Origin of the sequence: Massilia sp. LXY-6 (genome assembly GCF_051233485.1) — a bacterium.
Lineage (GTDB): Bacteria > Pseudomonadota > Gammaproteobacteria > Burkholderiales > Burkholderiaceae_D > Telluria.
Window position 1 is genome coordinate 227,834 of the sequence record NZ_JBKFGF010000006.1, and the last position, 24,248, is coordinate 252,081.

Annotated in this window: 26 protein-coding genes; 17 read left to right on the forward strand and 9 right to left on the reverse strand. The window is 64.3% G+C overall.

Translation table 11 applies throughout. The features are described 5' to 3' along the window. Positions 1-26 precede the first annotated feature (26 nt). Genes rfbB through rfbC form a run of 4 tightly spaced genes read left to right on the forward strand, consistent with a single transcriptional unit; the run spans position 27 to position 3,450 of the window. Positions 27-1,097: a dTDP-glucose 4,6-dehydratase gene (gene rfbB, locus ACI48D_RS04015; protein ID WP_435569913.1), complete on the forward strand. Its 1,071-nt coding sequence runs from the start codon at positions 27-29 to the stop codon at positions 1,095-1,097. Then, positions 1,098-2,003, forward strand: a complete 906-nt coding sequence (rfbD, locus tag ACI48D_RS04020) for a dTDP-4-dehydrorhamnose reductase (RefSeq protein ID WP_435569914.1) — start codon at positions 1,098-1,100, stop codon at positions 2,001-2,003. Next, complete coding sequence (gene rfbA / locus ACI48D_RS04025; protein WP_435569915.1) at positions 1,996-2,880, forward strand: glucose-1-phosphate thymidylyltransferase RfbA; 885 nt, start codon at positions 1,996-1,998, stop codon at positions 2,878-2,880. The genes rfbD and rfbA overlap by 8 nt, the downstream gene beginning before the upstream one ends. An 18-nt stretch (positions 2,881-2,898) precedes the next feature. Continuing rightward, positions 2,899-3,450 (forward strand): dTDP-4-dehydrorhamnose 3,5-epimerase, encoded by a 552-nt coding sequence (gene rfbC / locus ACI48D_RS04030; RefSeq protein ID WP_435569916.1) that lies wholly within the window; start codon positions 2,899-2,901, stop codon positions 3,448-3,450. Between the two features lie 81 nt (positions 3,451-3,531). Here the strand turns inward: rfbC and ACI48D_RS04035 are convergent, their stop codons facing one another. After that, positions 3,532-3,873 carry a hypothetical protein gene (locus tag ACI48D_RS04035; RefSeq protein ID WP_435569917.1) on the reverse strand — a complete coding sequence of 114 codons (342 nt, stop codon included), beginning with the start codon at positions 3,871-3,873 and terminating at the stop codon, positions 3,532-3,534. Between the two features lie 324 nt (positions 3,874-4,197). On the opposite strand from ACI48D_RS04035, the gene flhB reads away from it, so the two are divergent. The 3 genes from flhB (at position 4,198) to ACI48D_RS04050 (ending at position 8,894) form a co-directional block, all read left to right on the forward strand. Beyond that, positions 4,198-5,352, forward strand: coding sequence for a flagellar biosynthesis protein FlhB (gene flhB / locus ACI48D_RS04040; protein ID WP_435569918.1), 1,155 nt, complete (start codon positions 4,198-4,200; stop codon positions 5,350-5,352). Next, entirely contained in the window at positions 5,349-7,484 is a 2,136-nt protein-coding gene (flhA, locus tag ACI48D_RS04045) for a flagellar biosynthesis protein FlhA (RefSeq protein ID WP_435569919.1), read from the forward strand. Before flhB ends, flhA begins: the two co-directional genes overlap by 4 nt. A gap of 255 nt (positions 7,485-7,739) precedes the next feature. Continuing rightward, positions 7,740-8,894 (forward strand): MraY family glycosyltransferase, encoded by a 1,155-nt coding sequence (locus ACI48D_RS04050; RefSeq protein ID WP_435569920.1) that lies wholly within the window; start codon positions 7,740-7,742, stop codon positions 8,892-8,894. Positions 8,895-8,930: 36 nt separating this feature from the next. Here the strand turns inward: ACI48D_RS04050 and ACI48D_RS04055 are convergent, their stop codons facing one another. Beyond that, positions 8,931-9,074 (reverse strand): hypothetical protein, encoded by a 144-nt coding sequence (locus ACI48D_RS04055; protein WP_435569921.1) that lies wholly within the window; start codon positions 9,072-9,074, stop codon positions 8,931-8,933. A 349-nt stretch (positions 9,075-9,423) separates the two neighbouring features. After that, positions 9,424-10,842: a mannose-1-phosphate guanylyltransferase/mannose-6-phosphate isomerase gene (locus ACI48D_RS04060; protein WP_435569922.1), complete on the reverse strand. Its 1,419-nt coding sequence runs from the start codon at positions 10,840-10,842 to the stop codon at positions 9,424-9,426. Positions 10,843-11,294: 452 nt separating this feature from the next. On the opposite strand from ACI48D_RS04060, the gene flhF reads away from it, so the two are divergent. The 6 genes from flhF to ACI48D_RS04090 all read left to right on the forward strand — a co-directional run bounded on the left by flhF (position 11,295) and on the right by ACI48D_RS04090 (position 16,475). Further along, positions 11,295-12,800 carry a flagellar biosynthesis protein FlhF gene (gene flhF, locus ACI48D_RS04065; RefSeq protein WP_435569923.1) on the forward strand — a complete coding sequence of 502 codons (1,506 nt, stop codon included), beginning with the start codon at positions 11,295-11,297 and terminating at the stop codon, positions 12,798-12,800. Then, entirely contained in the window at positions 12,793-13,692 is a 900-nt protein-coding gene (locus tag ACI48D_RS04070; RefSeq protein ID WP_435569924.1) for a MinD/ParA family ATP-binding protein, read from the forward strand. The genes flhF and ACI48D_RS04070 overlap by 8 nt, the downstream gene beginning before the upstream one ends. After that, the gene (locus ACI48D_RS04075) at positions 13,693-14,421 is read left to right on the forward strand and encodes an RNA polymerase sigma factor FliA (protein ID WP_435569925.1); all 729 of its coding nucleotides are present in this window, start codon (positions 13,693-13,695) and stop codon (positions 14,419-14,421) included. Continuing rightward, positions 14,412-15,155, forward strand: a complete 744-nt coding sequence (locus ACI48D_RS04080; RefSeq protein WP_435569926.1) for a flagellar motor protein — start codon at positions 14,412-14,414, stop codon at positions 15,153-15,155. The genes ACI48D_RS04075 and ACI48D_RS04080 overlap by 10 nt, the downstream gene beginning before the upstream one ends. A gap of 11 nt (positions 15,156-15,166) precedes the next feature. Next, on the forward strand, positions 15,167-15,907 hold the full coding sequence (gene motD, locus ACI48D_RS04085) for a flagellar motor protein MotD (RefSeq protein WP_435569927.1): 741 nt from the start codon (positions 15,167-15,169) through the stop codon (positions 15,905-15,907). Between the two features lie 79 nt (positions 15,908-15,986). After that, positions 15,987-16,475 carry a hypothetical protein gene (locus tag ACI48D_RS04090; protein ID WP_435569928.1) on the forward strand — a complete coding sequence of 163 codons (489 nt, stop codon included), beginning with the start codon at positions 15,987-15,989 and terminating at the stop codon, positions 16,473-16,475. 24 nt (positions 16,476-16,499) lie between these two features. Here the strand turns inward: ACI48D_RS04090 and ACI48D_RS04095 are convergent, their stop codons facing one another. From ACI48D_RS04095 to flgA, 6 genes are all read right to left on the reverse strand, one after another. Further along, complete coding sequence (locus tag ACI48D_RS04095) at positions 16,500-17,510, reverse strand: M35 family metallo-endopeptidase (protein WP_435569929.1); 1,011 nt, start codon at positions 17,508-17,510, stop codon at positions 16,500-16,502. A 2-nt stretch (positions 17,511-17,512) separates the two neighbouring features. Next, positions 17,513-18,715, reverse strand: coding sequence for an RNA-guided endonuclease InsQ/TnpB family protein (locus ACI48D_RS04100; RefSeq protein ID WP_435569930.1), 1,203 nt, complete (start codon positions 18,713-18,715; stop codon positions 17,513-17,515). Continuing rightward, positions 18,709-19,083, reverse strand: coding sequence for an IS607 family transposase (locus ACI48D_RS04105; protein WP_435569931.1), 375 nt, complete (start codon positions 19,081-19,083; stop codon positions 18,709-18,711). The genes ACI48D_RS04100 and ACI48D_RS04105 overlap by 7 nt, the downstream gene beginning before the upstream one ends. Before the next feature lie 226 nt (positions 19,084-19,309). Continuing rightward, positions 19,310-19,777: a flagella synthesis protein FlgN gene (locus ACI48D_RS04110; RefSeq protein ID WP_435569932.1), complete on the reverse strand. Its 468-nt coding sequence runs from the start codon at positions 19,775-19,777 to the stop codon at positions 19,310-19,312. A 7-nt stretch (positions 19,778-19,784) separates the two neighbouring features. Beyond that, the gene (gene flgM, locus ACI48D_RS04115; RefSeq protein ID WP_435569933.1) at positions 19,785-20,099 is read right to left on the reverse strand and encodes a flagellar biosynthesis anti-sigma factor FlgM; all 315 of its coding nucleotides are present in this window, start codon (positions 20,097-20,099) and stop codon (positions 19,785-19,787) included. An 87-nt stretch (positions 20,100-20,186) separates the two neighbouring features. Then, a complete protein-coding gene (flgA, locus tag ACI48D_RS04120) occupies positions 20,187-20,888 on the reverse strand; it encodes a flagellar basal body P-ring formation chaperone FlgA (RefSeq protein ID WP_435569934.1) in 702 nt (233 codons plus the stop codon). Between the two features lie 172 nt (positions 20,889-21,060). Here flgA and flgB point away from each other — a divergent pair, with 172 nt between their 5' ends. Genes flgB through ACI48D_RS04140 form a run of 4 tightly spaced genes read left to right on the forward strand, consistent with a single transcriptional unit; the run spans position 21,061 to position 24,214 of the window. Further along, a complete protein-coding gene (gene flgB / locus ACI48D_RS04125) occupies positions 21,061-21,495 on the forward strand; it encodes a flagellar basal body rod protein FlgB (RefSeq protein ID WP_435569935.1) in 435 nt (144 codons plus the stop codon). 28 nt (positions 21,496-21,523) lie between these two features. Continuing rightward, entirely contained in the window at positions 21,524-21,925 is a 402-nt protein-coding gene (gene flgC / locus ACI48D_RS04130) for a flagellar basal body rod protein FlgC (RefSeq protein ID WP_435569936.1), read from the forward strand. Positions 21,926-21,938: 13 nt separating this feature from the next. Continuing rightward, complete coding sequence (locus ACI48D_RS04135) at positions 21,939-22,655, forward strand: flagellar hook assembly protein FlgD (protein ID WP_435569937.1); 717 nt, start codon at positions 21,939-21,941, stop codon at positions 22,653-22,655. A 32-nt stretch (positions 22,656-22,687) separates the two neighbouring features. Beyond that, on the forward strand, positions 22,688-24,214 hold the full coding sequence (locus ACI48D_RS04140) for a flagellar hook protein FlgE (RefSeq protein WP_435569938.1): 1,527 nt from the start codon (positions 22,688-22,690) through the stop codon (positions 24,212-24,214). Positions 24,215-24,248: the final 34 nt, after the last annotated feature.

Here is a 24,248-nt window from a genome sequence, read left to right on the forward strand (position 1 = left end):
TACGCGCAAACAGGAACACTCCATCCATGATCTTGACGACTGGCGGTGCTGGCTTCATCGGCAGTAATTTTGTGCTGGACTGGCTCGCCGGCTCCGACGAGCCGGTGCTCAATCTTGACAAGCTGACCTACGCCGGTAATCTCGAAAACCTGGCCAGCCTTTGCGCCGATCCACGCCATGTATTCGTGCAGGGTGATATCGGCGATGCCGCGCAGGTAGCCCGGCTGCTGGCGAAGCACCGGCCGCGCGCGGTCGTCAACTTCGCGGCCGAGAGCCATGTCGACCGCAGCATCCACGGCCCGGAAGATTTCATCCAGACCAATATCGTCGGCACCTACCGCCTGCTTGAGTCGGTGCGTGACTACTGGAGCGGCCTCGCCGCCGTGGAGAAGTCGGCGTTCCGCTTCCTGCACGTGTCGACGGACGAGGTCTATGGCTCGCTGGGCAGGATCGACCCGCCCTTCAGCGAGGCCAATCGGTACGAACCAAATAGCCCTTATTCGGCGAGCAAGGCCGCCAGCGACCACCTGGTGCGCGCCTGGCACCGCACCTACGGGCTGCCGGCCCTGACCACGAACTGCTCGAATAATTACGGGCCTTTTCACTTCCCGGAAAAGCTGATCCCGCTATGCATCCACAATGCACTGGCCGGCAAGCCGCTGCCGATCTACGGCGACGGCCAACAGCGGCGCGACTGGCTGTACGTGGGAGACCACTGCTCGGCCATCCGGCGCGTGCTCGAGGCAGGGCAGGTGGGCGAAGTCTACAACGTCGGCGGCGGGAGCGAGAAAGCGAATCTCGAGGTGGTGACGACGCTCTGCGATATGCTCGATGCGCTGAACCCGCGCGCCGACGGCAGGTCCTACCGCGAGCAGATCGCCTTTGTCGCCGACCGCCCCGGCCATGACCGCCGCTATGCGATCGATGCGGGCAAGCTGGAACGCGAACTGGGTTGGAAGCCGGTCGAGACCTTTGAAAGCGGCATCCGCAAGACGGTGTGCTGGTATCTCGACAACCAGGACTGGGTGAGGAACGTGACCAGCGGTGCCTACCGCGACTGGGTGGGCAGGCAGTACGGGGCGCAAGGTGGGGACTAAATGAAGATTCTATTGACGGGCAAGGATGGGCAGGTCGGCTTCGAACTCGTGCGTGCGCTGGCACCGCTGGGCGAGGTCGTTGCCGTCGGCCGCGCGGACTGCAACCTGCTCGATGCCGATGCGCTGCGCGCGCTGGTGCGGCGCGTTGTGCCCGACGTTATCGTCAACCCGGCCGCCTGGACCGCTGTCGATCAGGCCGAATCCGAGCCGGAGACCGCCTTCGGCGTCAACGCTCGCGCCCCCGGCATGCTCGGCGAGGAAGCGGCTCGACTCGATGCGCTGATGGTGCACTACTCGACCGACTACGTGTTCGACGGCGCGGGGCAGGCGCCGTGGACGGAAAGCGATGCGCCTGCGCCGCGCAGCGTGTACGGCAGCAGCAAGCTCGCCGGCGAGCGTGCGCTGGCCGGGGCTTGTGCGCGCCACCTGATCCTGCGCACCAGTTGGGTATTGGGTGCCCACGGCGGCAATTTTGCAAAGACCATATTGCGCCTGGCTCGCGAACGCGAACGCTTGAGTGTTGTCGACGACCAGTTCGGCGCCCCGACCTCCGCGGCCTTGCTGGCCGACCTGACGGCCCACCTGGTCCGGCAGTACGCGTGCGAGGGCGCTGCCGCCTTTCCATACGGGATCTACCATGTGGCGGCGGCGGGAGAGACCAGTTGGTACGATTACGCCCGTTTCGTGCTCGACGCCGCCCGCGCGGCGGGCAAACCATTGCTGGCCGGCCCTGAGGACGTGTTGCCGGTGAAGACGGCGGCGTTTCCTGCCGCGGCAAGGCGCCCCGCCAATTCGCGGCTCGATACGGGCCTGTTCCGCCATACCTTCCACCTGCGCCTTCCGCCCTGGCAGGAAGGGGCGCTTCACGTACTGCGGCAAATTCTCGAGAGGGGCATCGATGCTTGAACCCAAACGCAAAGGCATTATCCTGGCCGGCGGCTCCGGCACCCGGTTGTATCCGGCGACCCAGGTCGTGAGCAAGCAACTGATGCCGGTCTACGACAAGCCGATGGTGTACTACCCGCTCAGCACGCTGATGTTGAGCGGGATCCGTGACGTCCTCTTGATCAGCACACCGCACGATGCCGACCGCTTTATCGAATTGCTCGGCGATGGCAGTCAGTGGGGAATGAATATCCAGTACGCAGTCCAGCCTTCGCCGGATGGCTTGGCCCAGGCATTCCTCATTGGCCGCGATTTCATCGGCAACGATCCGTGCGCGCTGGTCTTGGGCGATAACATCTTTTACGGCCACGAGCTGGCGACGCATCTGAAGCGTGCCAGCGCACGCGTCGACGGCGCGACCGTGTTCGCCTACCACGTGCATGAGCCGGAGCGCTACGGCGTAGTCGAATTCGACACCGAGCGCCGCGTGGTCAGCATCGAGGAAAAGCCGAAGACGCCGAAATCGAACTATGCGCTGACGGGGCTGTACTTTTGTGACAAGAACGTCTGCAGCATCGCCGCCGACATCAAGCCGTCCGCACGAGGGGAGCTGGAAATCACGGACGTCATTCACTCCTATCTCGAGCGGGACCAACTGAACGTCGAGATCATGGGGCGCGGCCTGGCCTGGCTCGATACCGGCACCCACGACAGTTTGCTGGAAGCCGCGAGTTTCATTGCCACGCTGCAGAAACGACAGGGCCTGCAGGTCTCTTGCCCGGAAGAGATCGCATATCGGCAGGGATGGATCGGCGATGCCGACCTTGAACGTCTGGCCGCTCCCTTATCGAAAAACTCCTACGGCGACTATCTGCTGAAGCTACTGAAGTCTTCCTGAAACCTGATACTTTGAAACATGCCTTATCAAGTAACACCGACTGCGATCCCCGAAGTGCTGCTGCTGGAGCCCAAGGTCTTTAGCGACGACCGCGGCTATTTCTTCGAGAGCTACAATACACGCGATTTTCGGGAAGCAACCGGATACGAGGTCGAGTTCGTGCAGGACAACCATAGCTTGTCCGAAAAGGGCGTGCTACGCGGTCTGCATTACCAGTTTCAGCATCCTCAGGGCAAGCTGCTGAGGGCAACGTACGGCAGCGTGTTCGACGTGGCGGTCGATCTGCGCAAGTCTTCTCCCACCTTCGGGTGCTGGGTGGGCGCCATGCTCAGCGCGGAAAACCGCAGGCAATTATGGGTTCCGCCCGGCTTTGCACATGGCTTCCTGGCGCTCAGCGACGAAGCGGAAGTGCTCTACAAGATTACCGATTACTGGTATCCGGAGTACGAGCGTACGCTGCTGTGGAAGGATCCGACGCTAGGCATCGCGTGGCCGATTGATGGCGAACCCCGGCTGGCGCCGAAGGACGTGAATGGGAAGCTGTTCGGCGAGATCGAGGTGTTCGGGTAAAAAAATCGGCTGCATGTGCAGCCGATCTCCCTACAACTGGTCCCCTGCAAGGGAACACAAGGTAGAGCCTTGCGCCACCGATTAGTGGTGGGTCGTGGTCGAGTGGTTGGTGGTCGAGCCATTGTCCGAAGCAGCAGCGGCTACGCCGGCAACAGCGGCGCCGACAGCAACCAGCGTGCCGGTCGACAGGCCAGCCACTGCAGCGCTTGCGACGCCCAGGAAGCCGCCGGAAGTGGCGGCGCCAGCGGCGGCACCGGCAGCAGCGCCGGTACCAGCAGCGGTGCCCGAAGCGGCGCCGGCAGCTTGGCCAGCGGCAGCAGCTGCGTTACCAGCGTTCGAAGCAGCGGCAGCAGCGGTTTCTTGTGCGAACACAGGAGCCGACAGCAGGCTCAGGATTGCGCCGGTAGCAATGATTTTTTTCATGATGGGTCCTTTGATTGGAAATTTAGTACAGCAATACTTAGTTGCTAAGGAATTATAACAACGAAATGTTGCTTTGATTCACTACAAGCCTGCCTGTCCGGCACTATCGCGCAAATTGTGGACATTTTTCCACTTTGGCATCAACACATGAGTCTGCCGGAATAATTTCTCGACAATCTCACCTTTTCTAACCCCGGGTTGCATTCAGGAGGTGAAAAGGCCTCTGTTTCCGCTCCTGTTCCCTCTATAGCCTTACGGCAACATCTGGAATAATGCCATCCTGAATGAAAGTCGGCTGCGCAGCCGGCGTAACAGGAGCAGGGCATGGCGGACGGCAGCAACGCAGAAAAGACAGAACCGGCGTCAGCGAAACGGCTGAGGCAGGCACGCGAGAGCGGCGATGTTCCCCGGTCGCGCGAAGTCGCAACCTTCACCGTCCTGATGACGGCCGGCGCTGGCCTGTGGATGCTGGGTGGCGGCGTCGTCAACAAGCTCTCCAGCACGCTGCAGCGTGGCCTGTCGCTCGACCGCGAGCAGATCACCAACCCGAGCGTCCTGATCGAACGCATTAGCGCCGACATCAGTGGCGTGATGCTGGCCTGCCTGCCGCTGGCGCTGGCGATCATGCTCGTCGCCATCGTCTCACCCTTGCTGATCGGCGGCTGGAACTTCTCCGCCAAATCCTTCATGCCGAATTTCGGCAAGCTCAATCCGATGAATGGCCTGGGCAATATGGTCTCGACCAATGCCCTGGTCGAACTGCTGAAGGCGGTCGCCAAGACCCTGCTGGTCGGTGCCGTCGCCTGGTATGTCGTGATGAGCGAGAAAGATGCGGTCGTCGGCCTGGCGGTCGAGCCCCTGGGTGCCGCGACGGCCCACCTGGGCGGCCTGGTCGCCAAGGCCTTCCTGGTCATGGTCGGCTCGCTCGGCGCGATCGCCTTGCTGGATGGCCCATACCAGATCTGGCATTACGCCAACAAGCTCAAGATGACGCGCCAGGAAGTGATCCAGGAATCGAAGGAATCGGACGGTAACCCCCAGATCAAGGGCAAGATCCGCCAGCTGCAGCGCGAGATGGCGCGCAAGCGCATGATGAGCAATGTCCCGACCGCCGACGTGGTCGTGACCAACCCGACCCACTTCGCGGTGGCGCTCAAGTACGCCGATGGGAAGCAGGGCGCGCCGCGCGTGGTGGCCAAGGGTACCGACGCGGTCGCGGCCAGGATCCGCGAGATCGCGAAGGAAAACAAGGTCGCGCTGCTGGAAGCGCCGGCCCTGGCCCGTGCGCTGTACAAGCACACCGACATCGACGACGAGATCCCGGAAGCCCTGTACTCGGCCGTGGCCGAAGTGCTGGCCTATGTCTACCAGCTGCGCGCCTACACCAAGGGCAGCAGCGACCATTATCCGGACCGCCCGAGCAAGCTGCCGGTGCCGCCGGAGATGGATCCTTTCAATAATAAAGGTACGACCCAATGAACGGTTTCACCCTGCCAGCTTGGTTGCGCGGCATCGCGGGACGCGGCAACGCACTGGCGGCGCCGGCCCTCATCATCATGCTGCTGGCGATGATGATCCTGCCGCTGCCGGCTTTCGCACTGGACCTGTTCTTCAGCTTTAACATCGCGATGTCCGTGATCGTGCTGCTGACCGCGCTGTACACGGTCAAGCCGCTCGACTTCATGGCTTTCCCGGCGGTGCTGCTGGTGACCACCATGCTGCGCCTGGCGCTGAACGTGGCCTCGACCCGCGTGGTGCTGACCGAGGGCCATACCGGCGCCGCCGCGGCCGGCAAGGTGATCGAAGCCTTCGGCCACTTCCTCATCGGCGGCAATTACACGGTCGGCCTGGTGGTGTTCATCATCCTGACCATCATCAACTTCATGGTCGTCACCAAGGGTGCCGGCCGTATCGCCGAGGTGGGCGCGCGCTTTGCCCTGGATGCGATGCCGGGCAAGCAGATGGCGATCGACGCCGACCTGAACGCCGGCCTGATCGGAGAGCACGAAGCCAAGGCGCGCCGCTCGGAAGTCGCGATGGAAGCCGAGTTCTACGGCGCGATGGACGGTGCCTCCAAGTACGTGCACGGCGATGCGGTGGCCGGTATCCTGGTTACCCTGATCAACGTGATCGGTGGCCTGATCGTCGGCATGCTCCAGCATGACATGGCCTTCGGCGATGCGGTCAAGAACTACACCTTGCTGGCGATCGGCGACGGCCTGGTCGCGCAGATCCCGTCGCTGATCATCTCGATCGCCGCCGGTATGGTCGTGTCGCGCGTGGCCAGCGACAAGGACGTCGGCGACCAGGTCATCGGCCAGCTGTTCGGCCGGCCGATCGTCATGTACATCACCGGCGCCATCATCGGCGGCATGGGCATGATCCCGGGCATGCCGAACCTGGTGTTCCTGCTGCTGGGCTGCGCCCTGTTCGGCGCCGGCTACCTGGTGGAAAAACGCAACAGGAACGCGCCGCCGGCGGGAGCGCCGGGATCGCCGGGCGCGGCCGGGCAGGCCGGCGGGGCAGCGGGCGCCGCGGGTGCCGCCGCCGCGACGACCCCGGCCGAGCAGGAAGAGGCGACCTGGCAGGACGTCATGCCGGTCGATACCCTCGGCCTGGAAGTGGGCTACCGCCTGATTCCGCTGGTCGACAAGGGCCAGAATGGCGAGCTGCTCAAGCGCATCAAGGGGATCCGTAAAAAATTCGCCCAGGAAGTCGGCTTCCTGGCGCCCCCGGTGCACATCCGCGACAACCTCGAGCTGAAGCCATCAAGCTACCGCATCACACTGAAAGGCGTGGAAGTGGGCAGTGGTGAATCGATGAACGGCCAGTTCCTGGCGATTAATCCGGGCATGGCCAGCGGCACGCTGCCGGGCCTCGTGACCACCGATCCGGCCTTCGGCCTTCCGGCGATCTGGATCGACGCCGCCCTGAAGGACGAGGCGCAGAGCATGGGCTACACGGTGGTAGACGCCGGCACCGTGATCGCGACCCACCTGAACCACCTGATCACCACCCACGCATCGGAACTGCTGGGCCGCATGGAAGTGCAGGCGCTGCTGGACCATCTGGCAAAAGATGCGCCGAAACTGGTCGAGGACCTGGTGCCGAAGGTCGTGTCGTTGTCGACGCTGCAGAAAGTGCTGCAGAACCTGCTGCAGGAAGGCGTGCACATCCGCGACATGCGCACCATCATCGAGACCCTGTCCGAACACGGTTCGACCACCCAGGATCCGAACGACCTGACCGCGCTGGTCCGCATCGCGCTGGGCCGCGCGATTGTGCAGCAGCTGTTCCCGGGCACGAATGAACTGTCCGTGATGACCCTGGATAACCGTTTGGAACGCCTGCTGGTGCAGGCCCTGAACGCCGGCGGCGACGGCACCGGCATCGAGCCGGGCCTGGCCGACACCATCGTCCAGCAGGCCGCCAACGCGGCGCAACAGCAGGAGGCGATGGGCCTGACGCCGGTGCTGCTGGTGCCGGGGCCGCTGCGGACACTCCTCTCGCGCTTCCTGCGCCGGGCGCTGCCGCAGTTAAAGGTGCTGTCGCACTCCGAGATTCCGGAGACGAAGACGATTCGGGTGACCAGCCTGGTAGGTACTGCGTAGTAACACTTTGTTTTGAGCTTGTTTGAAACGGGACGCTTTGGACGCTCTTGTTTTCCATGTATTTACAGGTTGTTGCGCTACAACAAGTAGAACATTCCCCCCATCTATACGGTAAGTTCAGATGTTGATTCGTGATAACATTTCTGTCGTTCTATAAATTTGATATCTCCCTGTCCTGATTCGGTATCGAAATGCGGCTGAATTTTCGAAAGTGGGGTGTTATCGCGAGCTCACGTATTAGAAGAAAGTAAATTAATGTCGGAATTTAAGTTTTTTCAGCTCGGGTTAACAGTCCTTGGCGCAAGTTTCGCTGCATGCCTGCTCATTGTGCTTTCGCAGAAGTGGCACGGCAGCCTGTCTCATGACCACGACCTCGACGGTGTACAGAAGGTACATACGACGGCTGTGCCGCGTATTGGCGGGCTTGGCGTTTTCGTTGGGCTTGTGCTGGGATTTCTATGCTTTCAGCATCAGTTCGGCGGAAGTACGAATACATCGCTCGCCCGTGAAATCTATCTGCTGGTAGCCGCAAGCCTGCCCGCCTTCGTCGCTGGTGTTGTCGAGGACATGACCAAGCGCGTGTCGGTGAAGATGCGCTTGGCCGCCACGGCGCTGAGCGCAGTCATTGCCAGCGCCTTGCTCGGTGCAACCGTCAACGAACTCGACTTGTGGGGCATCGATACTCTGCTGGCAATTACGCCGTTTGCTGTGCTGGTGACTGCCATTGTCGTGGCCGGTGGTTCGAATGCAATCAACATCATCGATGGATTTAATGGCCTGTCGAGCAGCACCATTATCATCATGGCTGCAGGCCTGGCAGCGGTCGGATTCCAGCATGGTGACGGACTGGTGGTTACGCTCGGCGCGCTTGGAATCGGCGCGACGCTGGGTTTCCTGGCTGTGAACTATCCGAGCGGAAAGCTGTTCCTCGGTGACGGTGGCGCTTACTTCCTGGGCTTCTGGGTGTCGGAAATGGCCGTGCTGCTGCTGGTCCGTAACCCTTCAGTGAACGCCTGGCAGGTGCTGGCGATCTGTGCCTACCCGGTCATCGAGGTGCTGTTCAGCATGTATCGCCGTAAGGTCATCCAGAAAGTGAGCCCTGGTGCGCCCGACGCTCTGCACCTGCATACCCTGGTATTTCGCCGCCTCGTATTCAAACACGTGCGTCCGGATGCGGCCCGCCCCTGGAAGCGCAACGCGGCGGTCGCCTGCGTTATCGCACCGGCGGTGGCGGTGTGCGTGACAACCAGCGTGCTGCTCGGCGCATCTGCCGTCGTAAGCCTGGTGATTGTCGGGGTACAGCTTGTAATGTATGTGCTGGCGTACGGCCGTCTCGTGCGCGGCCGTTGGATAGCTGGTCAGGCCAGCCGGATCGATGCCGAAATGAGCGCCGATGCAAAGATGCGTTGATCTGTTCTGACCGGCGGATTTTAAAAAAACGGACCCTTAGCGGGTCCGTTTTTTTATCCACCAGTGCTCGAACGAAATTGCAAAGTGGAAGAGTAGGCCGGTCACGAACAGGAAATCGGCGAGCCGGCCGCCGCGTACGGCAGCTACGATCAGGCCGGAAACGATGAGCATCGTGCGCAACAGAGGAATGCTACGGTCAATCGTTTCGCAAGCGTACGCGAGGACGGTTTCTGACCCTCCAGCTTGGCGTTTCGGTAGTCTTAGTCTCATTTGCTGGCCTTTCGATTGACCATGTCGGGGGATTACTTGAGTAAAGTCTAACACGAGCTTTAACGCACACTGTTACATTCCACCACAATTGTATTGAATTAATTCCTAGCTCATACGGCCAGAGGCAAAGCCTAAGCGTTTAACAGCGCCGGATTTGAGAGAGTCAGCTTATTCAGATAGCCCGGCGAGTGACATGGTTGGTCAAGGCGGGGAGAAGTACCGGCGCCGCCCTGACTGCGCCGGTACTTTGTTGGAGGGCTTAGGCGCGCTGGTAGACGTCCTCGAAACGCACGATGTCATCCTCGCCCAGGTAGCTGCCCGACTGTACTTCGATCAGGTGCAGCGGCAGCTTGCCCGGGTTTTCCAGGCGGTGGGTCATGCCGATCGGGATGTAGGTCGACTCGTTCTCGGCCAGCAGCTTGACGCTGTCGCCGCAGGTCACGCGCGCGGTGCCCGACACGACCACCCAGTGCTCGGCACGGTGATGGTGCATCTGCAGCGACAGCTTCTCGCCCGGCTTGACGCAGATGCGCTTGACCTGGAAACGGTCGCCCGCGTCGATGCCTTCGTAGAAGCCCCACGGACGGTACACCCGGGTGTGGTACAGGTGCTCGGTGCGCTCCTGGACCTTCAGGTGGTCGACGATGTTCTTCACGCGCTGGACCTGGTCCTTGTGCGCCACCAGCACCGCGTCCGCGGTCTCGACCACGACCAGGTCTTTCACCCCGACCACGGCCACGATGCGGCTCTCGGCGCGCACCAGCGAGTTGCTGACGCCGTCCAGGTAGACGTCGCCGCGCTGCACGTTGCCGTGGGCGTCGGCCTGCTGCACGTCGGCCAGGGCCGACCACGAACCGACGTCGCTCCAGCCGATGTCGGCCGACACCACCACGCCGTCACGGGTATGTTCCATGACCGCATAGTCGATCGAGTCCGACGGACTGGCCGTGAAGGCGGCTTCGTCCAGGCGGCAGAAGTCGAGGTCGCGGTAGGCATTGTGCATCGCGTCCTCCGCCGCCTTGGCGATCGCGGGCGCATGCTGCTCGATCTCGGCCAGGAAACGGTCGGCGCGGAACATGAACATGCCGCTGTTCCAGTAGAAGCCGCCGTCGGCGACGAAGCCTTCGGCGGTATTGCGGTCCGGCTTCTCGACGAAGCGCTCGATCTTGTAGCAGTCGTCGCAGCCCGGCAACGGCTCGCCGCGGCGGATGTAGCCGTAGCCGGTCTCAGGCCCGCTCGGCACGATGCCGAAGGTGGCCAGCGAGCCGTCCTGCACCAGCCTGAACGCGCGCTCGACCGCCTGGCGGAAGGCTTCGTTCTTCTCGATCACGTGGTCGGCCGGCAGCACCAGCATGATGGCGTCCGGATCCTCGGCTGCCAGGTGCCGCGCGGCCGCCGTCACGGCCGGGGCCGTGTTGCGGCCGACCGGCTCGAGCAGGATGCCGCTCGGGCTGATGCCCACCTCGCGCAGCTGTTCGGCGACCAGGAAACGATGCTCGTTGCCGCACACCACCAGCGGCGCCATCAACCCCGGCCAGCCGCGGACCCGCAACGCGGTTTCCTGCAGCATGGTCTTGTCGGTGACCAGCGGCAAAAGCTGCTTGGGCATCATGGCACGCGACAACGGCCACAGGCGGGTACCGGCGCCGCCGGAGAGAATGACTGGATAGATTTTCATGATGAAGAACTTTTCTAAGGAACGAATAACAGTTCCTGTGCGATTACTCCGTAGTGGCAGGCTATGTTAGGCACGTTCAGTTTTCCGGACAGTATCCATAGCGGTGTCACCTATTGCTAGCTCATTGAAAACAACCGCTTCAATGCCGGCAGTCGGGCGGTGCGACAGGTCAAACCTGCAAGTGTAATCGAAAATACTGCTGTAAATTGTCGCCATTTCCCACAGTGTCGCGTCACTCGATACAAGCCTTGGCGTTCGTTTCCGCCGATCACAAAGATATGACCAGTTCGAAATGACAATCCTGAAGAAATAAGCCTCTTTCCCCTCCCTTTTCCCCCGATGGTTTCCTGGCGGCATCGTCAATAATCCTATCCATGAATGGGCCAATGCGCCCGCCGTACCGATAGCGACCGATTGACCGAACACCCTGCCTGCGAGAGCGGAGACCAACGATGAACGTGAAGAAATTTACTGCCCCGACTTCCCGTGAGGCCCTGCGCAAGGTGCGCGATGCCCTGGGACCGGACGCGGTCATCCTGTCGAACCGCCCGGTGGATGGCGTGGTCGAGATCCTGGCGCTGGACAACGACGACGTCGCCTCGCTGGCGTCGCCGGCTCCCGAGTCCGACATGGCGGCCCCGCGGCCCCAGCTGCAACATATGGACGATGTGCCCGCAGCCCCGGCAGCCCGCACGCTGCATGCAGCGGGTGCGCCGCGCCCCTACGATGCCCCGGCCGCACGCAGCTATTACGAAGCCCCGGCCGAGCCGGCTGCAGCGGCGGAGCGCCCGCGTGCCCCGATGGCGCGCCCGGCAATGCCGTCCTTCCACGACCTCGACGAGCCGGCTCCGGCCTCGCAAACCTACGCCAACCGCCGCGCCCAGGCCGACACTTCGTCCATCGATATGGCCGCGATGACGGCCATGATGTCGGCCGCGATCGCCCAGGCCAAGGAGTCGGCTGCAAGCGCGGCTGCAAGCGCCGCCGCCGCCGAGATGCAGGGCATGATGAGCGAGCTGCGCGCGATGCGCGGGATGATGGAATCGCAGCTGTCCGAGCTGTCCTGGGGCACGACCCAGCAGCGCGAGCCCCAGAAGGCGGCCGTCCTGCGCGAGATGCTGGCTGCTGGTTTTTCGGCCAGCCTGTCGCGCTACCTGATCGATAAACTCCCGGCCGGCAAAGATGTTGCCGAGTCCATGCGCTGGATCAAGACTGTGCTGGCGCGCAATATCACCACCATGGCCGACGAAGATGCGATCCTCGACCGCGGCGGCGTGTTCGCCCTGGTCGGCCCGACCGGTGTCGGCAAGACCACCACCACCGCCAAGCTGGCCGCGCGCTGCGTGATGCGCCACGGCCCGGAAAAGCTGGCCCTGATCACCACCGACGCCTACCGTATCGGCGGCCACGAGCAGCTGCGCATCTACGGCAAGATCCTGGGCGTGATGGTGCACTCGGTGAAGGACGAGGCCGACTTGCGGATCGCCCTGAAGGAACTGCGCAACAAGCACACCGTGCTGATCGATACCATCGGCATGTCGCAGCGCGACCAGATGGTGACGGAGCAGGTGGCCATGCTGACGGAGAGCGGCGCGAACGTGCAGCGCCTGCTGTGCCTGAACGCCACCTCGACCAACGAGACCCTGAACGAAGTGGTGCGCGCCTACCAGGGCAGCGGCCTGGCCGGCTGCATCATGACCAAGCTGGACGAAGCGGCTTCGATCGGCAACGTGCTGGACGTGCTGGTGCGGCAGAAACTGAGCCTGTATTACATCTCGAACGGCCAACGCGTGCCGGAAGACCTGCACCTGGCCGACCGCGCCATGCTGGTCGACCGCGCCTTCCGCAACAAGAAAGAGGCCGCCGCCCAATTCCTGGATGCCGACCTGCCGCTGATGATGTCCGGCCTGGGTAACCTGAACAATGACCGTTCGCTGCGCGAGGTGACCGTTGGCTAGTTTCGACTTCGACCAGGCCGAAGGCCTGCGCCGGATGCTGGCCGGCCCCAAACCGCGTATCGTGACCTTCCTTTCGGCGACTCCGCAGGACGACAAGGGCGCCATGCTGGTGAACCTCGGCGCTTCGCTGGCGCAGTCCGGCAATGAGGTGCTGATCGTCGACGCCTGCGAGCGCGACTACGGCGTGGCCCAGCGCCTGGGCCTGGACCGTGGCCCCGGCCTGCTGCAGGTGGCGCGCCAGGAGTGCGCGCTGAACCAGGTGATTCACCCGGCGCCGCAGGGCTTTTCGGTGGTGAAAATGGCCAGCTCCGACATTCCCGCGAAGGCGGGAATCCAAATTTCGCCGAGCAGTCGGGTGAGCAACCAAGCTTGGGCCCCCGCCTTCGCGGGGGCGACGGCAGGAACCGCGGGAACGACGGCTGCTTACGACGATGCCCGCCGCCTGGCGAAAGCCTTCGACGTGCTGGTCAAGCAGTCGGCCGGCAGCATCGTCATCGTCGACGGCGAATTTTCCGAGGATGGCGGCTTCCCGGTGCCGATCATGGCCTCGTCCGAGATCGTGGTGCAGGTCTCGACCAGCGCCACCTCGATCACCAACGCCTACGCATTGATCAAGCGCCTGTCCCAGCATTTGGGCCGCCGTCCCTTCGGCATCCTTGTCACGGGCGCTACCGAAGCCGAGGCAAAGGTGGTATACGATAATATGTCATCTGCGGCAACACGTTACCTTGCGGTAACCCTGAGCTCCATGGGTTCGGTGCCGGCCGACGAGTACCTGCACCGCGCCGCGCGCCTGGGCCGCGCCGTGGTCGACGCGTTCCCGCTGGCGGGGGCCTCGGTGGCATTCCGCCGCCTGGCAGGGCGTTTTGCGACGGGCATGAGATCTATTTGAATGTATACAGTCAAAGGGAAAGCGGACAAGAATCATTTGCTGACGGAGCACATGCCGTTGGTGAAGCGTCTCGCCCACCAGATGAAGGCGAAGCTGCCGCCGTCCGTCGAAGTCGATGACCTGGTACAGGCGGGCATGATCGGCCTGCTCGATGCGATCAGCCGCTACGAAGACAACCATGGCGCCCAGTTCGAGACCTATGCGGTGCTGCGGATCCGCGGCGCCATGCTCGACGAGCTGCGCAGCAGCGACTGGATGCCGCGCTCGACCCGCCAGAACATGCGCAAGGTGGAGCAGGCGATGGCCACGCTGCAGCAGCAGCTCGGCCGTCCGCCCAGCGAATCCGAGGTGGCGAAATCGCTCAAGCTGTCGCTGGCCGACTACCAGGAGCTGCTGGGCGACTCCGGCGGCCACCAGCTGGTCTACTACGAAGACTTCCACGACAACGACGGCGATGGCGGCAGCGACGGCTTCCTCGACCGCTATGCCGTCGACGACGACGACCCGCTGCGCGCGCTCATGGAGACCGACTTCCGCCAGGCCGTGATCGACGCCATCGACGCCTTGCCGCCGCGCGAAAAACTGCTGATGGGCCTGTATTACGAGGAAGAGCTGAACCTGAAGGAGATCGGCGCGGTGATGGGCGTGTCCGAATCGCGCGTCTCGCAGCTGCACAGCCAGGCGGTGGCGCGCCTGCGTTCCTACCTGAGGGAGCGTGCGTGGACATAGCCAGCCTGCTCGGGCTGCTGCTGGCGGTCGCCGGCATCCTGGTCGGCCATACCCTCGACGGCGGCAAGTTCTCGTCGCTGGTGCAGCCGGCCGCATTCCTGATCGTCGTGGTCGGCACCTTCGGCGCCGTGCTGCTGCAGACGAAAAAGTCGGCCTTCATCCGCGGCCTGCGCATGCTGCGCTGGGTATTCGCGCCGCCGCCCGACCGCCGCCAGCAACTGGCGCGCGAGATCCACCTGTGGAGCCTGTCGGCGCGCCGCGACGGCCTGCTCTCGCTCGAACAGTACATGAGCAAGGCCGATCCCTTCATCCAGAAGGGGCTGCGGCTGGTGGTCGACGGCATCCAGCCCGACAAGCTGCGCAGCCTGCTCGAAACCGACATCGACGCCTACGAGCTGCGCGAGCGCCAGGCTGCCCGCATCTGGGAATCGGCGGCCGGCTATGCGCCGACGGTCGGCATCCTCGGTGCCGTGCTGGGCCTGATCCACGTGATGGAAAACCTGAGCGACCCGTCGCGCCTGGGCGCCGGCATCGCGGTCGCCTTCGTCTCCACGGTGTACGGCGTGGGCCTGGCCAACCTGCTGTTCCATCCGGTCGGGAATAAACTGAAGGGCATCGTCGCCGAGCGCGTGCTGCAGTACGAGATCCTGACCGACGTGTTCCACGACATCGCCACCGGCGACACCACCCGCGTGCTCGAGGAACGCATCGCCTGCCTGACGGCGCATCACTGAGGCGGCACCCGATGGCGCGCCGCAAACGCTTCGACGACGACTCCCACGAGAACCACGAGCGCTGGCTGATCTCCTACGCCGATTTCATCACGCTGCTGTTCGCCTTCTTCGTCGTGATGTACGCGGTGTCGGTGGTCAACGTGGGCAAGTACAAGGTGCTGTCCGATGCCCTCGGCGACGCCTTCGGCGGCCGCGGCGCCCCGAATGCCGGCGCTTCGGTCGCGCCGGGTAAGCCTGACGCGCTGCCGCTGTCGAACATCATCGCGCACAAGCGGCTCGAAGCGGCCAGGCGCGACCGCGAACGCCTGGACCTGCTGGCCCGCAAGCTCAATAGCGTGCTGGCGCCGCTCGTCAACGCCGGCCGCGTACGCGTCACCCGGACCGCCCGCGGCATCACCGTCGAGATCAACGCCAGCGTGCTGTTCGACGAAGGCGACGCGGCCCTGGTCGGCAACGCGCGCGCGACCCTGCAGGCGGTGGCCGGCCTGCTGAAGGACGACCCGCACGCGATCGAAGTCGAGGGCCATACCGACACCACCCCGATCCGCAATGCGGCCTTCCCCTCGAACTGGGAGTTGTCGGCGGTGCGCGCCAGCACGGTGGTGCGCCTGTTCGCCGACAATGGCGTGCTTGAACAGCGCCTGGCCGCGGTGGGGCGCGGTGCCAACCAGCCTATCGCATCGAACGGCGACCCGGTCGGGCGCGCGCGCAACCGGCGCGTCGCGGTCACTATCCTGTCCGGCACGGAATAGTGGCGGCCTCCGGCCATCGCACGCTTGGCATTTCATCGACGGCAGCGCACAATCGTTCCAACCCGACAGGAATGGTCGAATGCGAACACCAACGATGCTCTGCGCCGCGCTGTGGACCGTGACGGCTGCTGCCGCGGGTGCCGATAAAGGAGAGACGATGAATGTGCATGCGAGCCTGAGCGTCGACGCCAGGCATGACAAGGTGCTGGTGACTTTCAGGGTCGAGAACCGCGGCGAGCGCCGGGTCGGCCTGCCGCGGGAAATCGCTTCCGATACCGAGCTGACGCGCCGCGTGTTCGACCTGCGCGTGCATCCCGGCGATGCCGAAGTGCCGTACACGGGCCGCATGGTCAAGCGCGGACCCTCGGGCCTGGACGATTACGTCGAGCTGGCGCCGCACTCGGCGCACACGCACACCATCGACATCACGCACGCCTACGCCTTCAAGCCGGGCACCCATACCTATGTGATCCGCTACGAAGGCGCCGCGCTGGCGGACGTGCGCCAGCTCGAGTCCTCGAACGATATCCGCACGGATGCGGTCATGTTCAGCCACACCGAACGCTGAAACATCCTCGTCGTGGGGCAGTGATTACTGCAGCGCCGGCGTGTTCTCGCCAAAATACTCGTGCGAGTCGGCGTTGTCGATCGCCTGCGACGGGTTGCTGACCGCCAGGCTGGCCGCGCCCGACTGGCCGTACACCCAGTCGTCGGTGCCGGCCACCACGTTGAAGTGGCTCATCTCGTGCACCAGGGTGCCGCCCTTCGAGTCGGTGCCGGTCAGCGGCGCGCTCCAGAAGGCCTTGCATACATAGATCTTGTAGGGCTGGTTCGGATAGACGTAGGCATACCAGGACTCGTTGCAGCCGCAGTCGAGCGTCACCGGCCTGGTCGCGAAGGCGTCCCTGAGCGCCTGGAAGTGGCGCACCACGGTGGCCGAACGCTCGGCGTCGACGGCACCGAACCAGCTCGCGTAGCGCGCGCCCAGGGAGCTGCGCTGCAGGTAGAGACCGGCGTCCTGCGCCATCGCCTGGGCGGCCTGTACGGCGCTGCCGATCGTTTCCTGCTGGGCGTTCGAGCAGCGGCTGAAGGACAGGCCCGCGCCCTCCGGCGCCGGGATGCCGGCGTCGAGCGCGCCGCGCGGCAGGCGGCCGTCGATCCAGACCGAGGCGGACGCGGGATCGGGCAGGGCGCTAAGGCGTGCGGGCAGCCCGTCCGGACCCGCCGCCGTACAGACCACGCCAGGACGGCTGAACAGTTGCGTCGCGCCGGGACGCCAGCGCAGGCTGTAGGCGCCGGTGATGCCCATGTCGTACAGCGCGGACAGTTCGACCCGCACGCTGCGCGAGGCGCCCGGCTTGAGGGCGAGGTAATTGGCGGCGGAAGGGGCGCGGCGCTTGACCTGCACGCCCAGGTAGCGCACCGGCAGGCCGTCGCGCGTGACGTCGAGCAGCGGCGCTTCGATGGCGCCGAACGGCGTCTGCCACTTCAGCAGGTATTGCGTGGCCGCGCTCGTATTCGTGACGGTGACGTCGACCACCACGTTGTCGCTCTTCGCCAGGCGCTGGCGTTCCGGCGTGACCGTTCTTCCGGACTTATACAAAGCTAAGCAAAGTTAACTTTGCCGCCGGATTCCTGCTTCGCCGGGGCCGGTTCCACCTGGTGCTCGCGCACCGGGCCAGCGCCTTCCCCTCCACAGGCTGACACCGTGGAACTCACGGCCATGGCCGCCAGGTTGATGGCGGCGTTCTCGTCGCGGTCGTGATGCGCGCCGCACGAAGAACACGTCCATTCGCGTAGCGACAGCGGCAACGCTTCCAGCTTGTGCCCGCACCCTGAACAGGTCTTGCTGCTCGCGTAGAAGCGCTTGGCGACCGCCACCACGCCGCCACGCATCGCCGCCTTGTACTGCAGTTGCCGCCGCACCTCGAAGAAGGCCATGTCGGCGATCGAACGCGCCAGACGCCGATTCGCCATCATGCCGCGCACGTTCAGGTCCTCGATGCCGATGGTGTGGAAGCGGCGCGTGAGGTCCGTGGTGAGCTTGTGCGTGGCGTCCGACCGGATCGCGGCGATACGGGCGTGCAGCCTTGCCAGCCTGGCCTTCGCCTTACCGCGGTTGGCCGAGCCCTTGACCTTGCGCGACAGGCTGCGCGAGAGCCTGCGCAGCCTGTCGCGCAGCGCCTTGTGGGCTTTCGGGCCGGGGAATGTCTCCCCCGTCGACAACGTTGCTAGCGCCGACACGCCCAGGTCGACACCGATCGTGCCTTGGTTTTCGGCTTCGGGAAGGTGTGAACTGTCGGGTGTGTCCACGGCGATGCTGACGAACCATCGGTCGGCCACGCGCGAGACCGTGGCCGACATGATCTTGCCGGCGAAGCGCAAGGCCTCGCGCATGCGCACCCAGCCGAACTTGGGGATGCGAATGCGCGAACCGTCGAGGCGGAACTGGTCGTTGGTCAGCGAGAAACGGTCGTGCACGCACTTCCTGCGGAACACAGGATAACGGGCGCGGCCAGCGAAAAAATTCTGGAATGCCTGGCCCAGCTGGATGATCGCCATTTGCGGCGCGTTCTTCGTGACCTCGAGCATCCAGGGGAACTCCGCGCGCTTGATGGCGTTCAGTTGTCGTCGCAGTGCGGCCTGGGAAGGCTCGGGCTGCGTGTTGTCGGCCTTCCATGCGTCGTACTGCCGCTTCCACTCGGCCAGGGCCCAGTTGTACGCGAAGCGCGCCGTGCCGGCTGCGCGCGCCAGACAGGTGGCTTGCGCGTTGTTCGGATCGAGGGCGATACGATGGGCGATCAGCATGACTGCGCACTCTCGACGGCGGCCTTCACGCCATTCAGTCCCTTCTTGTGGTGATTCATCCCTGAGCCCAGGTCGGCAATCACCTCGAACGGCCACCCTTGGCTGGCGCAGTAGCGTTCCAGCACCTCCCGCTGGCGCGCGAGGTCGGCTTTCTGGTCGTGGCTGGACACGCGCGCGTAAGCGACTGTCCGGCGGGGCGTCAGGGCGCCATGAAAGCGTCCGGGCAGCAGGGCCGCGAGATCGTCACGGCGCTGCCCACCCTCGGTCCGTGCTGGCGTGAGCCTGCCGCTCGCTTCCCAGCATCGCAGTGTATCGGTCGAAACGTCAAGTGCGCGGGCCGCCGCACCGATGGGAAGGAGCTTGTTCATACTGCATATGATTGTGCAGCTTCAACTTAGTTCCGTGAACACTGTTCGAACACTAACCGTGCCCTGGCCCGCGGTGGCGGCCCTTGCGGCACCCGGATCCGCCAGCGCGCCCGCGACGAGCGCCGCTCCCATGATCGACTTCCAGTCCATGCGTATCTCCCGGAGTTTGCACAAGACTCCGGTTGTAGCAAGCTGTGAGCGGGGGATATTGCCTTATCGCAAGAAATCAGCCGACCACGAACCTGCGCGACGGCCCGGCCGGCATCGCCTGTCCGCCCGGTCCGTACACGCCGGCGCCGGCTGCCGCGGGGCGCAGCGTGTTCAGCATGCCCTGGGTGTGCGCGAGCTGCTTATTGACCAGCATGCCGTTGACGCGGTTGAGCTCCTTGGCTTCGCGCGTCAGTTCCAGCAGGCGGTTCCACTGGGTGCGCAGCTCGTCGTTGCCGCCGACCGCCAGCCAGGGCTCCATGCCTCCCTCTCCGGCGAGGAAGCCGGCGGCGCCGAGGGCCCTGTGGCGCAGGCGCGACAGCTCGGCTGCCTTCTGGGCCAGCTGCAGCTTTTTCGGGGTGATGGTGGAGAGACCATCGGCATCCGCACTGACCAGGAACTGCTGTTCCGTTTTCATCAGCTCCACGATGGAGGCGATCAGTTGCTGTTCGTCGCGCAGGCTTGCGCCGGGGGATGCAATGGCCATGTGTACTCTATCGTTTGCGGGAGTGCAGCAGGTCGCGTACCGTTTCCAGCAGGCCGTCCGCCACTTTCTCCGAATTTACATGGAACTGGCCATCCGCGATGGCCGCCTTGATGCGCTCGACTTTCTTGGTGTCGAACACCTGATTCGTGCCGCCCGCAGCCATCGCCTGTCCTTGCTTGGACAAGCGCACGGTGTCGGTAGCGGCAGGCGTGGTCGCACTCGCGGCGGCTGCGGCCGCGTTGTCGGCGGTCTTCGCATTGGCCGGCGGCGTGGTATTCGCTTGCACGCCTGCGTTGTTCTTGAGGGTATCGTTGATTTTCACAGCATTATCCTTTGCAGGTCGGAACAGGAAGCCCGGGATCTGCATTGATTAACGACCTTGCAGGTGAAAACTTTAGCCTCAAACAAGTCAGAACGCCACCTCGACCATGCCGCCGGCCTTCGCCGTGCCGCTCACTACCGTGCCGGACGGGGTGCGTACCTGCACCACCTGGCCTTCGCCGGCCGTACCGATCGCGCGGCCCTCGGCCGACACCGAAAAACCGTTGCCGCTCAACACCAAACGCACCGCCTGGTTCTGCTGCACTACGGGCTTGCTGCGGAGCAGGTCCAGGCGCAGCGGCGTGCCCGCCGCCAGCGAGACGGTCGGGGTGCGTCCGATCGCCTGCGCCATGTCCGTGACGATCCCGTTCGGCATCGCCGCGATGTCGCCTTTTACCAACATCAGCTGGCCTTGCTCGACCGCCTGGCCCTGCGCCAGCGGCACCGCCGCCGCCACGTAGTCCGCCTTCACGTTTACCTGGGCCTGGATGAAGATGGTCCAGCTTGACGGCGCCGTGCAGCGCACGCCCACCGTAGTCTTGCCCCAGGCGCGCGCGCCCGGCTGCAGGAAGGCTTCCGGTGCCGGACAGTGCGCCAGCGCGGTGCGCGGATCGACCGCCCCGACCTTCACCGACACCTCGCCCGGCAGGCCGGCCGCCTGGGCCATCAGGAATTGCTCGGCCACGGCGCGCAACGCGTTCAGGTTCTGGATCGCGGGCGCGGCCTGGGCGACGCCGGACAGGACGAACAGCGATGCGGCCGACAGGATGACAAACAGGGTGCGGATCATTGCGATAAGCCTAAAAGACGGCTCGGTGGAATTCGATGCTGCCATCTTAGGTGCCTTGATTCCTTACTGAAACTTCGAATAGCCCCCTTTTGCCTGTCTTTATTGCTGGATTGGAAGACTCCGCAGGCCCGTATGATCGATCCTGTCCAATAAGTTATTGCCCGGAGGCGGCATGATCGGCAAACTCGACGATTACCTGCGTTTCAACGAAACCGCGCTGAGCCTACGCTCGCAGCGCCAGGAGCTGCTCGCCTCGAACATCGCGAACGCGGATACGCCCAACTACAAGGCGCGCGACATCGATTTCTCGAATGCGCTGCAGGGGGCGCTCATGAAACCGATGGGGCGGGCCACGCAGCCGCAGGGTAGCCTGGCCACCACCGCCCAGGCGCACATCGCCAACGGCCCGCTTGATGGCAAGACCCTGGCGGACGGCACCCCGGTCCTGTACCGCAACGTGGCCCAGGGCGCGGTCGACGGCAACACGGTCGACATGGACACCGAACGCACCCAGTTCGCCGACAACGCGCTGCGCTACGAAGCCGGCATCACCATGATCAACCACCAGATCCGCAACCTGCTCGCCGCCATCCAGGGAGGCCAATAATGACGTCGCTCGCTAAGGTCGCTTAACCATGTCGCTCTTTAATGTCTTCAACGTCGCCGGCTCGGCGATGAGCGCCCAGTCGCAGCGCCTGAACACCACCGCCAGCAACCTGGCCAACGCCGACAGCGCCACCAGCGCCAGCGGCGAAGCCTACCGTGCCAAGCAGGTCGTGTTCGAAGCCGTGCCGGTGGCCGCCGGCTCCACCGCCGTCAAGGTGCGCGAAGTGGTCGAGGACCCGTCCCCGATGAAGCAGGTGTACGACCCCAAGAATCCGCTGGCGGACGACAAGGGCTACGTGACGATGCCGAACGTGAACGTGGTCGACGAGATGGTCAACATGCTGTCGGCCTCGCGTTCCTACCAGACCAACGTCGAAACCATGAACGCGGCCAAGACCATGCTGCTCAAGACCCTGACCATCGGCCAATAAAGACTTCTAATCCATGTCCACCATAAACACCAACACCGGCTCGACGACCTCCATCAACGACCTGATGTCGACGATGAACGCCAAGACCGCGACCACCAGTGGCGACAGCGTCCAGGCCGACACCGACAAGTTCATGACCCTGCTGGTCACCCAGCTGAAGAACCAGGATCCGCTGAACCCGCTCGACAACGCGCAGGTCACCAGCCAGCTGGCCCAGCTGCAGACCGTGACCGGCGTGAACAAGCTGAACGACACACTGAACACGCTGAAGGCCAGCTACCAGAGCTCGGAAGCGATGCAGGCGACCAGCCTGATCGGCCATGGCGTGCTGGTCGAGGGCAGCAACGTGACCCTGTCGGGCAGCAAGGCGGTCATGGGCGTGGAGCTGGGCAGCGACGTCGACAAGCTGCAGGTGGTCATCAGCGACAAGAACGGCAAGGAAGTGCAGACCATGGACCTGGGCGCGCAGAAGGCCGGCGTGATCCCGCTGGCCTGGGACGGCGTGCCGGATGCGAGCAAGGTCGGCAGCGACGGCAAGCCGGTCACGCTGGCCGACGGCAGTTACAGCTTCCAGGTCGTCGCCACCAGGGGCGGCGACAAGGTCAACGATGCCAAGACGCTGGCCTTCGACAGCGTGGCCTCGGTTACCACCAACAGCCTAGAGGGCGTCAAGCTGAACCTGCCCGCGAAGGGCGTGGTCAAGCTGGCCGACATCAAGCAGGTCTTGTAATCGAATTCGAATCCGAATATTAGGAGCAGAGCATGTCTTTCCAACAGGGCCTGAGCGGCTTGAACGGCGCCGCGAAATCGCTGGACGTCATCGGCAACAACATCGCCAACGCGAGCACGGTCGGCTTCAAGGGTTCGACCACCTTGTTTTCCGACGTCTACGCGCGTTCGCTGAACGGCGCGGGCGGCAACCAGGCCGGCATCGGCACGGCCGTGGCCGGCATCGCCCAGCAGTTCACGCAGGGTAATATCGAGACCTCGAACAATCCGCTCGACATCGCCATCAACGGCGCGGGCTTCTTCCGCACCGAGACCTCGGGCCTGGTCCAGTACACCCGCAACGGCCAGTTCTCGCTCGACAAGAACGGCTTCCTGGTGACGCCGCAGGGTGCCAACCTGACCGGCTATGGCGTCGGCCCGAGCGGCCAAGTCCTCGCCGGCGCGCCGATTCCGCTGCAGATCAGCACCGCCGACCTGAAGCCGGTGCCGACGTCGAAGGTCGATACCGCGCTGAACCTGGATTCGCGCGTCTCCCAGCCGACCAATTATCCGTTCAACGCCAACGACCCGACCACCTACAACAAGCAGACCCCGGTCGACGTCTACGACACCCTGGGCAACGCGCACGTGATGTCGCTGTATTACGTGAAGACGGGCGCCGGCACCTGGGACGTGTACGCCGGCAGCGACGGCACCGAACTGACCAACGTGAACGTGGCCGCGGCCGGGCAGAAGGACGCTACCGTGACCGCCGCGCGCGACGCCTGGCTGACCGCCACCAAGGCCGCGCCGCCGGATGCGACCGACATCGCGGCCAAGCTGAAGGACTACGGCGACAAGGCTTCCGCCGCCGTGGTGGCGGCCGCCACCGCCGCCGGCGCCAGCGCCGCGACCATCGACGCGATCAAGACCGCGGCCAGCAGCGCCGGCGGCACCGCCGGCTACAGCCCGGACCAGATCGACAAGGACATCGCCGCGGCCGTCTCCGTGCCCTCGGTGCCGGTCGGCCACCTGAACTTCGATTCGAACGGCGCGCTGTCGGCCACCTTGATGAGCCCGCAGACCCTGCCGCTGACGGTCAACCTGCCGGTGTATCCGCCGACCGGTGCCAAGGACAACCTGGCGATCAAGCTGAACTTCGCCGGCACCACCCAGTACGGCGCCGACACCAGCGAGAAGAAGACCACCCAGGACGGCTACACCGCCGGCCACCTGCAGCGCTTCTCGGCCAGCGCCGACGGCACCATCCTGGGCCAGTACAGCAACGGCCAGACCAAGCCGCTGGGCCAGGTCGTGCTGGCGAACTTCACCAACCCGAACGGCCTCGAGCCGCTGGGCAACAACTCCTTCGCCGAGACCTCGTCCTCCGGCACCCCGCTGGTCGGCACCCCCGACACCGGCAGCCTGGGCGTGCTGCAGTCGTCGGCGACCGAAGCCTCGAACGTCGACCTGACCGCCGAACTGGTGAACATGATCACGGCGCAGCGCGTGTACCAGGCGAACGCGCAGACCATCAAGACCCAGGACTCGGTGCTGCAGACGCTGGTGAACCTGCGCTAACGCAAACCGGGGTCAGAGCCCGGTTTTTGGAAAT

Coding starts and splice junctions, on each gene's coding strand:
- ACI48D_RS04140 (WP_435569938.1), top strand. CDS start 22,688: ATGTCTTTCCAACAGGGCCTGAGCGGCTTGAACGGCGCCGCGAAATCG.
- ACI48D_RS04105 (WP_435569931.1), bottom strand. CDS start 19,083: ATGAACAAGCTCCTTCCCATCGGTGCGGCGGCCCGCGCACTTGACGTT.
- flhB (WP_435569918.1), top strand. CDS start 4,198: ATGGCGGACGGCAGCAACGCAGAAAAGACAGAACCGGCGTCAGCGAAA.
- ACI48D_RS04035 (WP_435569917.1), bottom strand. CDS start 3,873: ATGAAAAAAATCATTGCTACCGGCGCAATCCTGAGCCTGCTGTCGGCT.
- ACI48D_RS04090 (WP_435569928.1), top strand. CDS start 15,987: ATGCGAACACCAACGATGCTCTGCGCCGCGCTGTGGACCGTGACGGCT.
- rfbD (WP_435569914.1), top strand. CDS start 1,098: ATGAAGATTCTATTGACGGGCAAGGATGGGCAGGTCGGCTTCGAACTC.
- flgB (WP_435569935.1), top strand. CDS start 21,061: ATGATCGGCAAACTCGACGATTACCTGCGTTTCAACGAAACCGCGCTG.
- motD (WP_435569927.1), top strand. CDS start 15,167: ATGGCGCGCCGCAAACGCTTCGACGACGACTCCCACGAGAACCACGAG.
- flhA (WP_435569919.1), top strand. CDS start 5,349: ATGAACGGTTTCACCCTGCCAGCTTGGTTGCGCGGCATCGCGGGACGC.
- flgA (WP_435569934.1), bottom strand. CDS start 20,888: ATGATCCGCACCCTGTTTGTCATCCTGTCGGCCGCATCGCTGTTCGTC.
- flhF (WP_435569923.1), top strand. CDS start 11,295: ATGAACGTGAAGAAATTTACTGCCCCGACTTCCCGTGAGGCCCTGCGC.
- flgC (WP_435569936.1), top strand. CDS start 21,524: ATGTCGCTCTTTAATGTCTTCAACGTCGCCGGCTCGGCGATGAGCGCC.
- ACI48D_RS04050 (WP_435569920.1), top strand. CDS start 7,740: ATGTCGGAATTTAAGTTTTTTCAGCTCGGGTTAACAGTCCTTGGCGCA.
- ACI48D_RS04110 (WP_435569932.1), bottom strand. CDS start 19,777: ATGGCCATTGCATCCCCCGGCGCAAGCCTGCGCGACGAACAGCAACTG.
- ACI48D_RS04075 (WP_435569925.1), top strand. CDS start 13,693: ATGTATACAGTCAAAGGGAAAGCGGACAAGAATCATTTGCTGACGGAG.
- ACI48D_RS04100 (WP_435569930.1), bottom strand. CDS start 18,715: ATGCTGATCGCCCATCGTATCGCCCTCGATCCGAACAACGCGCAAGCC.
- rfbA (WP_435569915.1), top strand. CDS start 1,996: ATGCTTGAACCCAAACGCAAAGGCATTATCCTGGCCGGCGGCTCCGGC.
- rfbB (WP_435569913.1), top strand. CDS start 27: ATGATCTTGACGACTGGCGGTGCTGGCTTCATCGGCAGTAATTTTGTG.
- ACI48D_RS04135 (WP_435569937.1), top strand. CDS start 21,939: ATGTCCACCATAAACACCAACACCGGCTCGACGACCTCCATCAACGAC.
- rfbC (WP_435569916.1), top strand. CDS start 2,899: ATGCCTTATCAAGTAACACCGACTGCGATCCCCGAAGTGCTGCTGCTG.
- ACI48D_RS04060 (WP_435569922.1), bottom strand. CDS start 10,842: ATGAAAATCTATCCAGTCATTCTCTCCGGCGGCGCCGGTACCCGCCTG.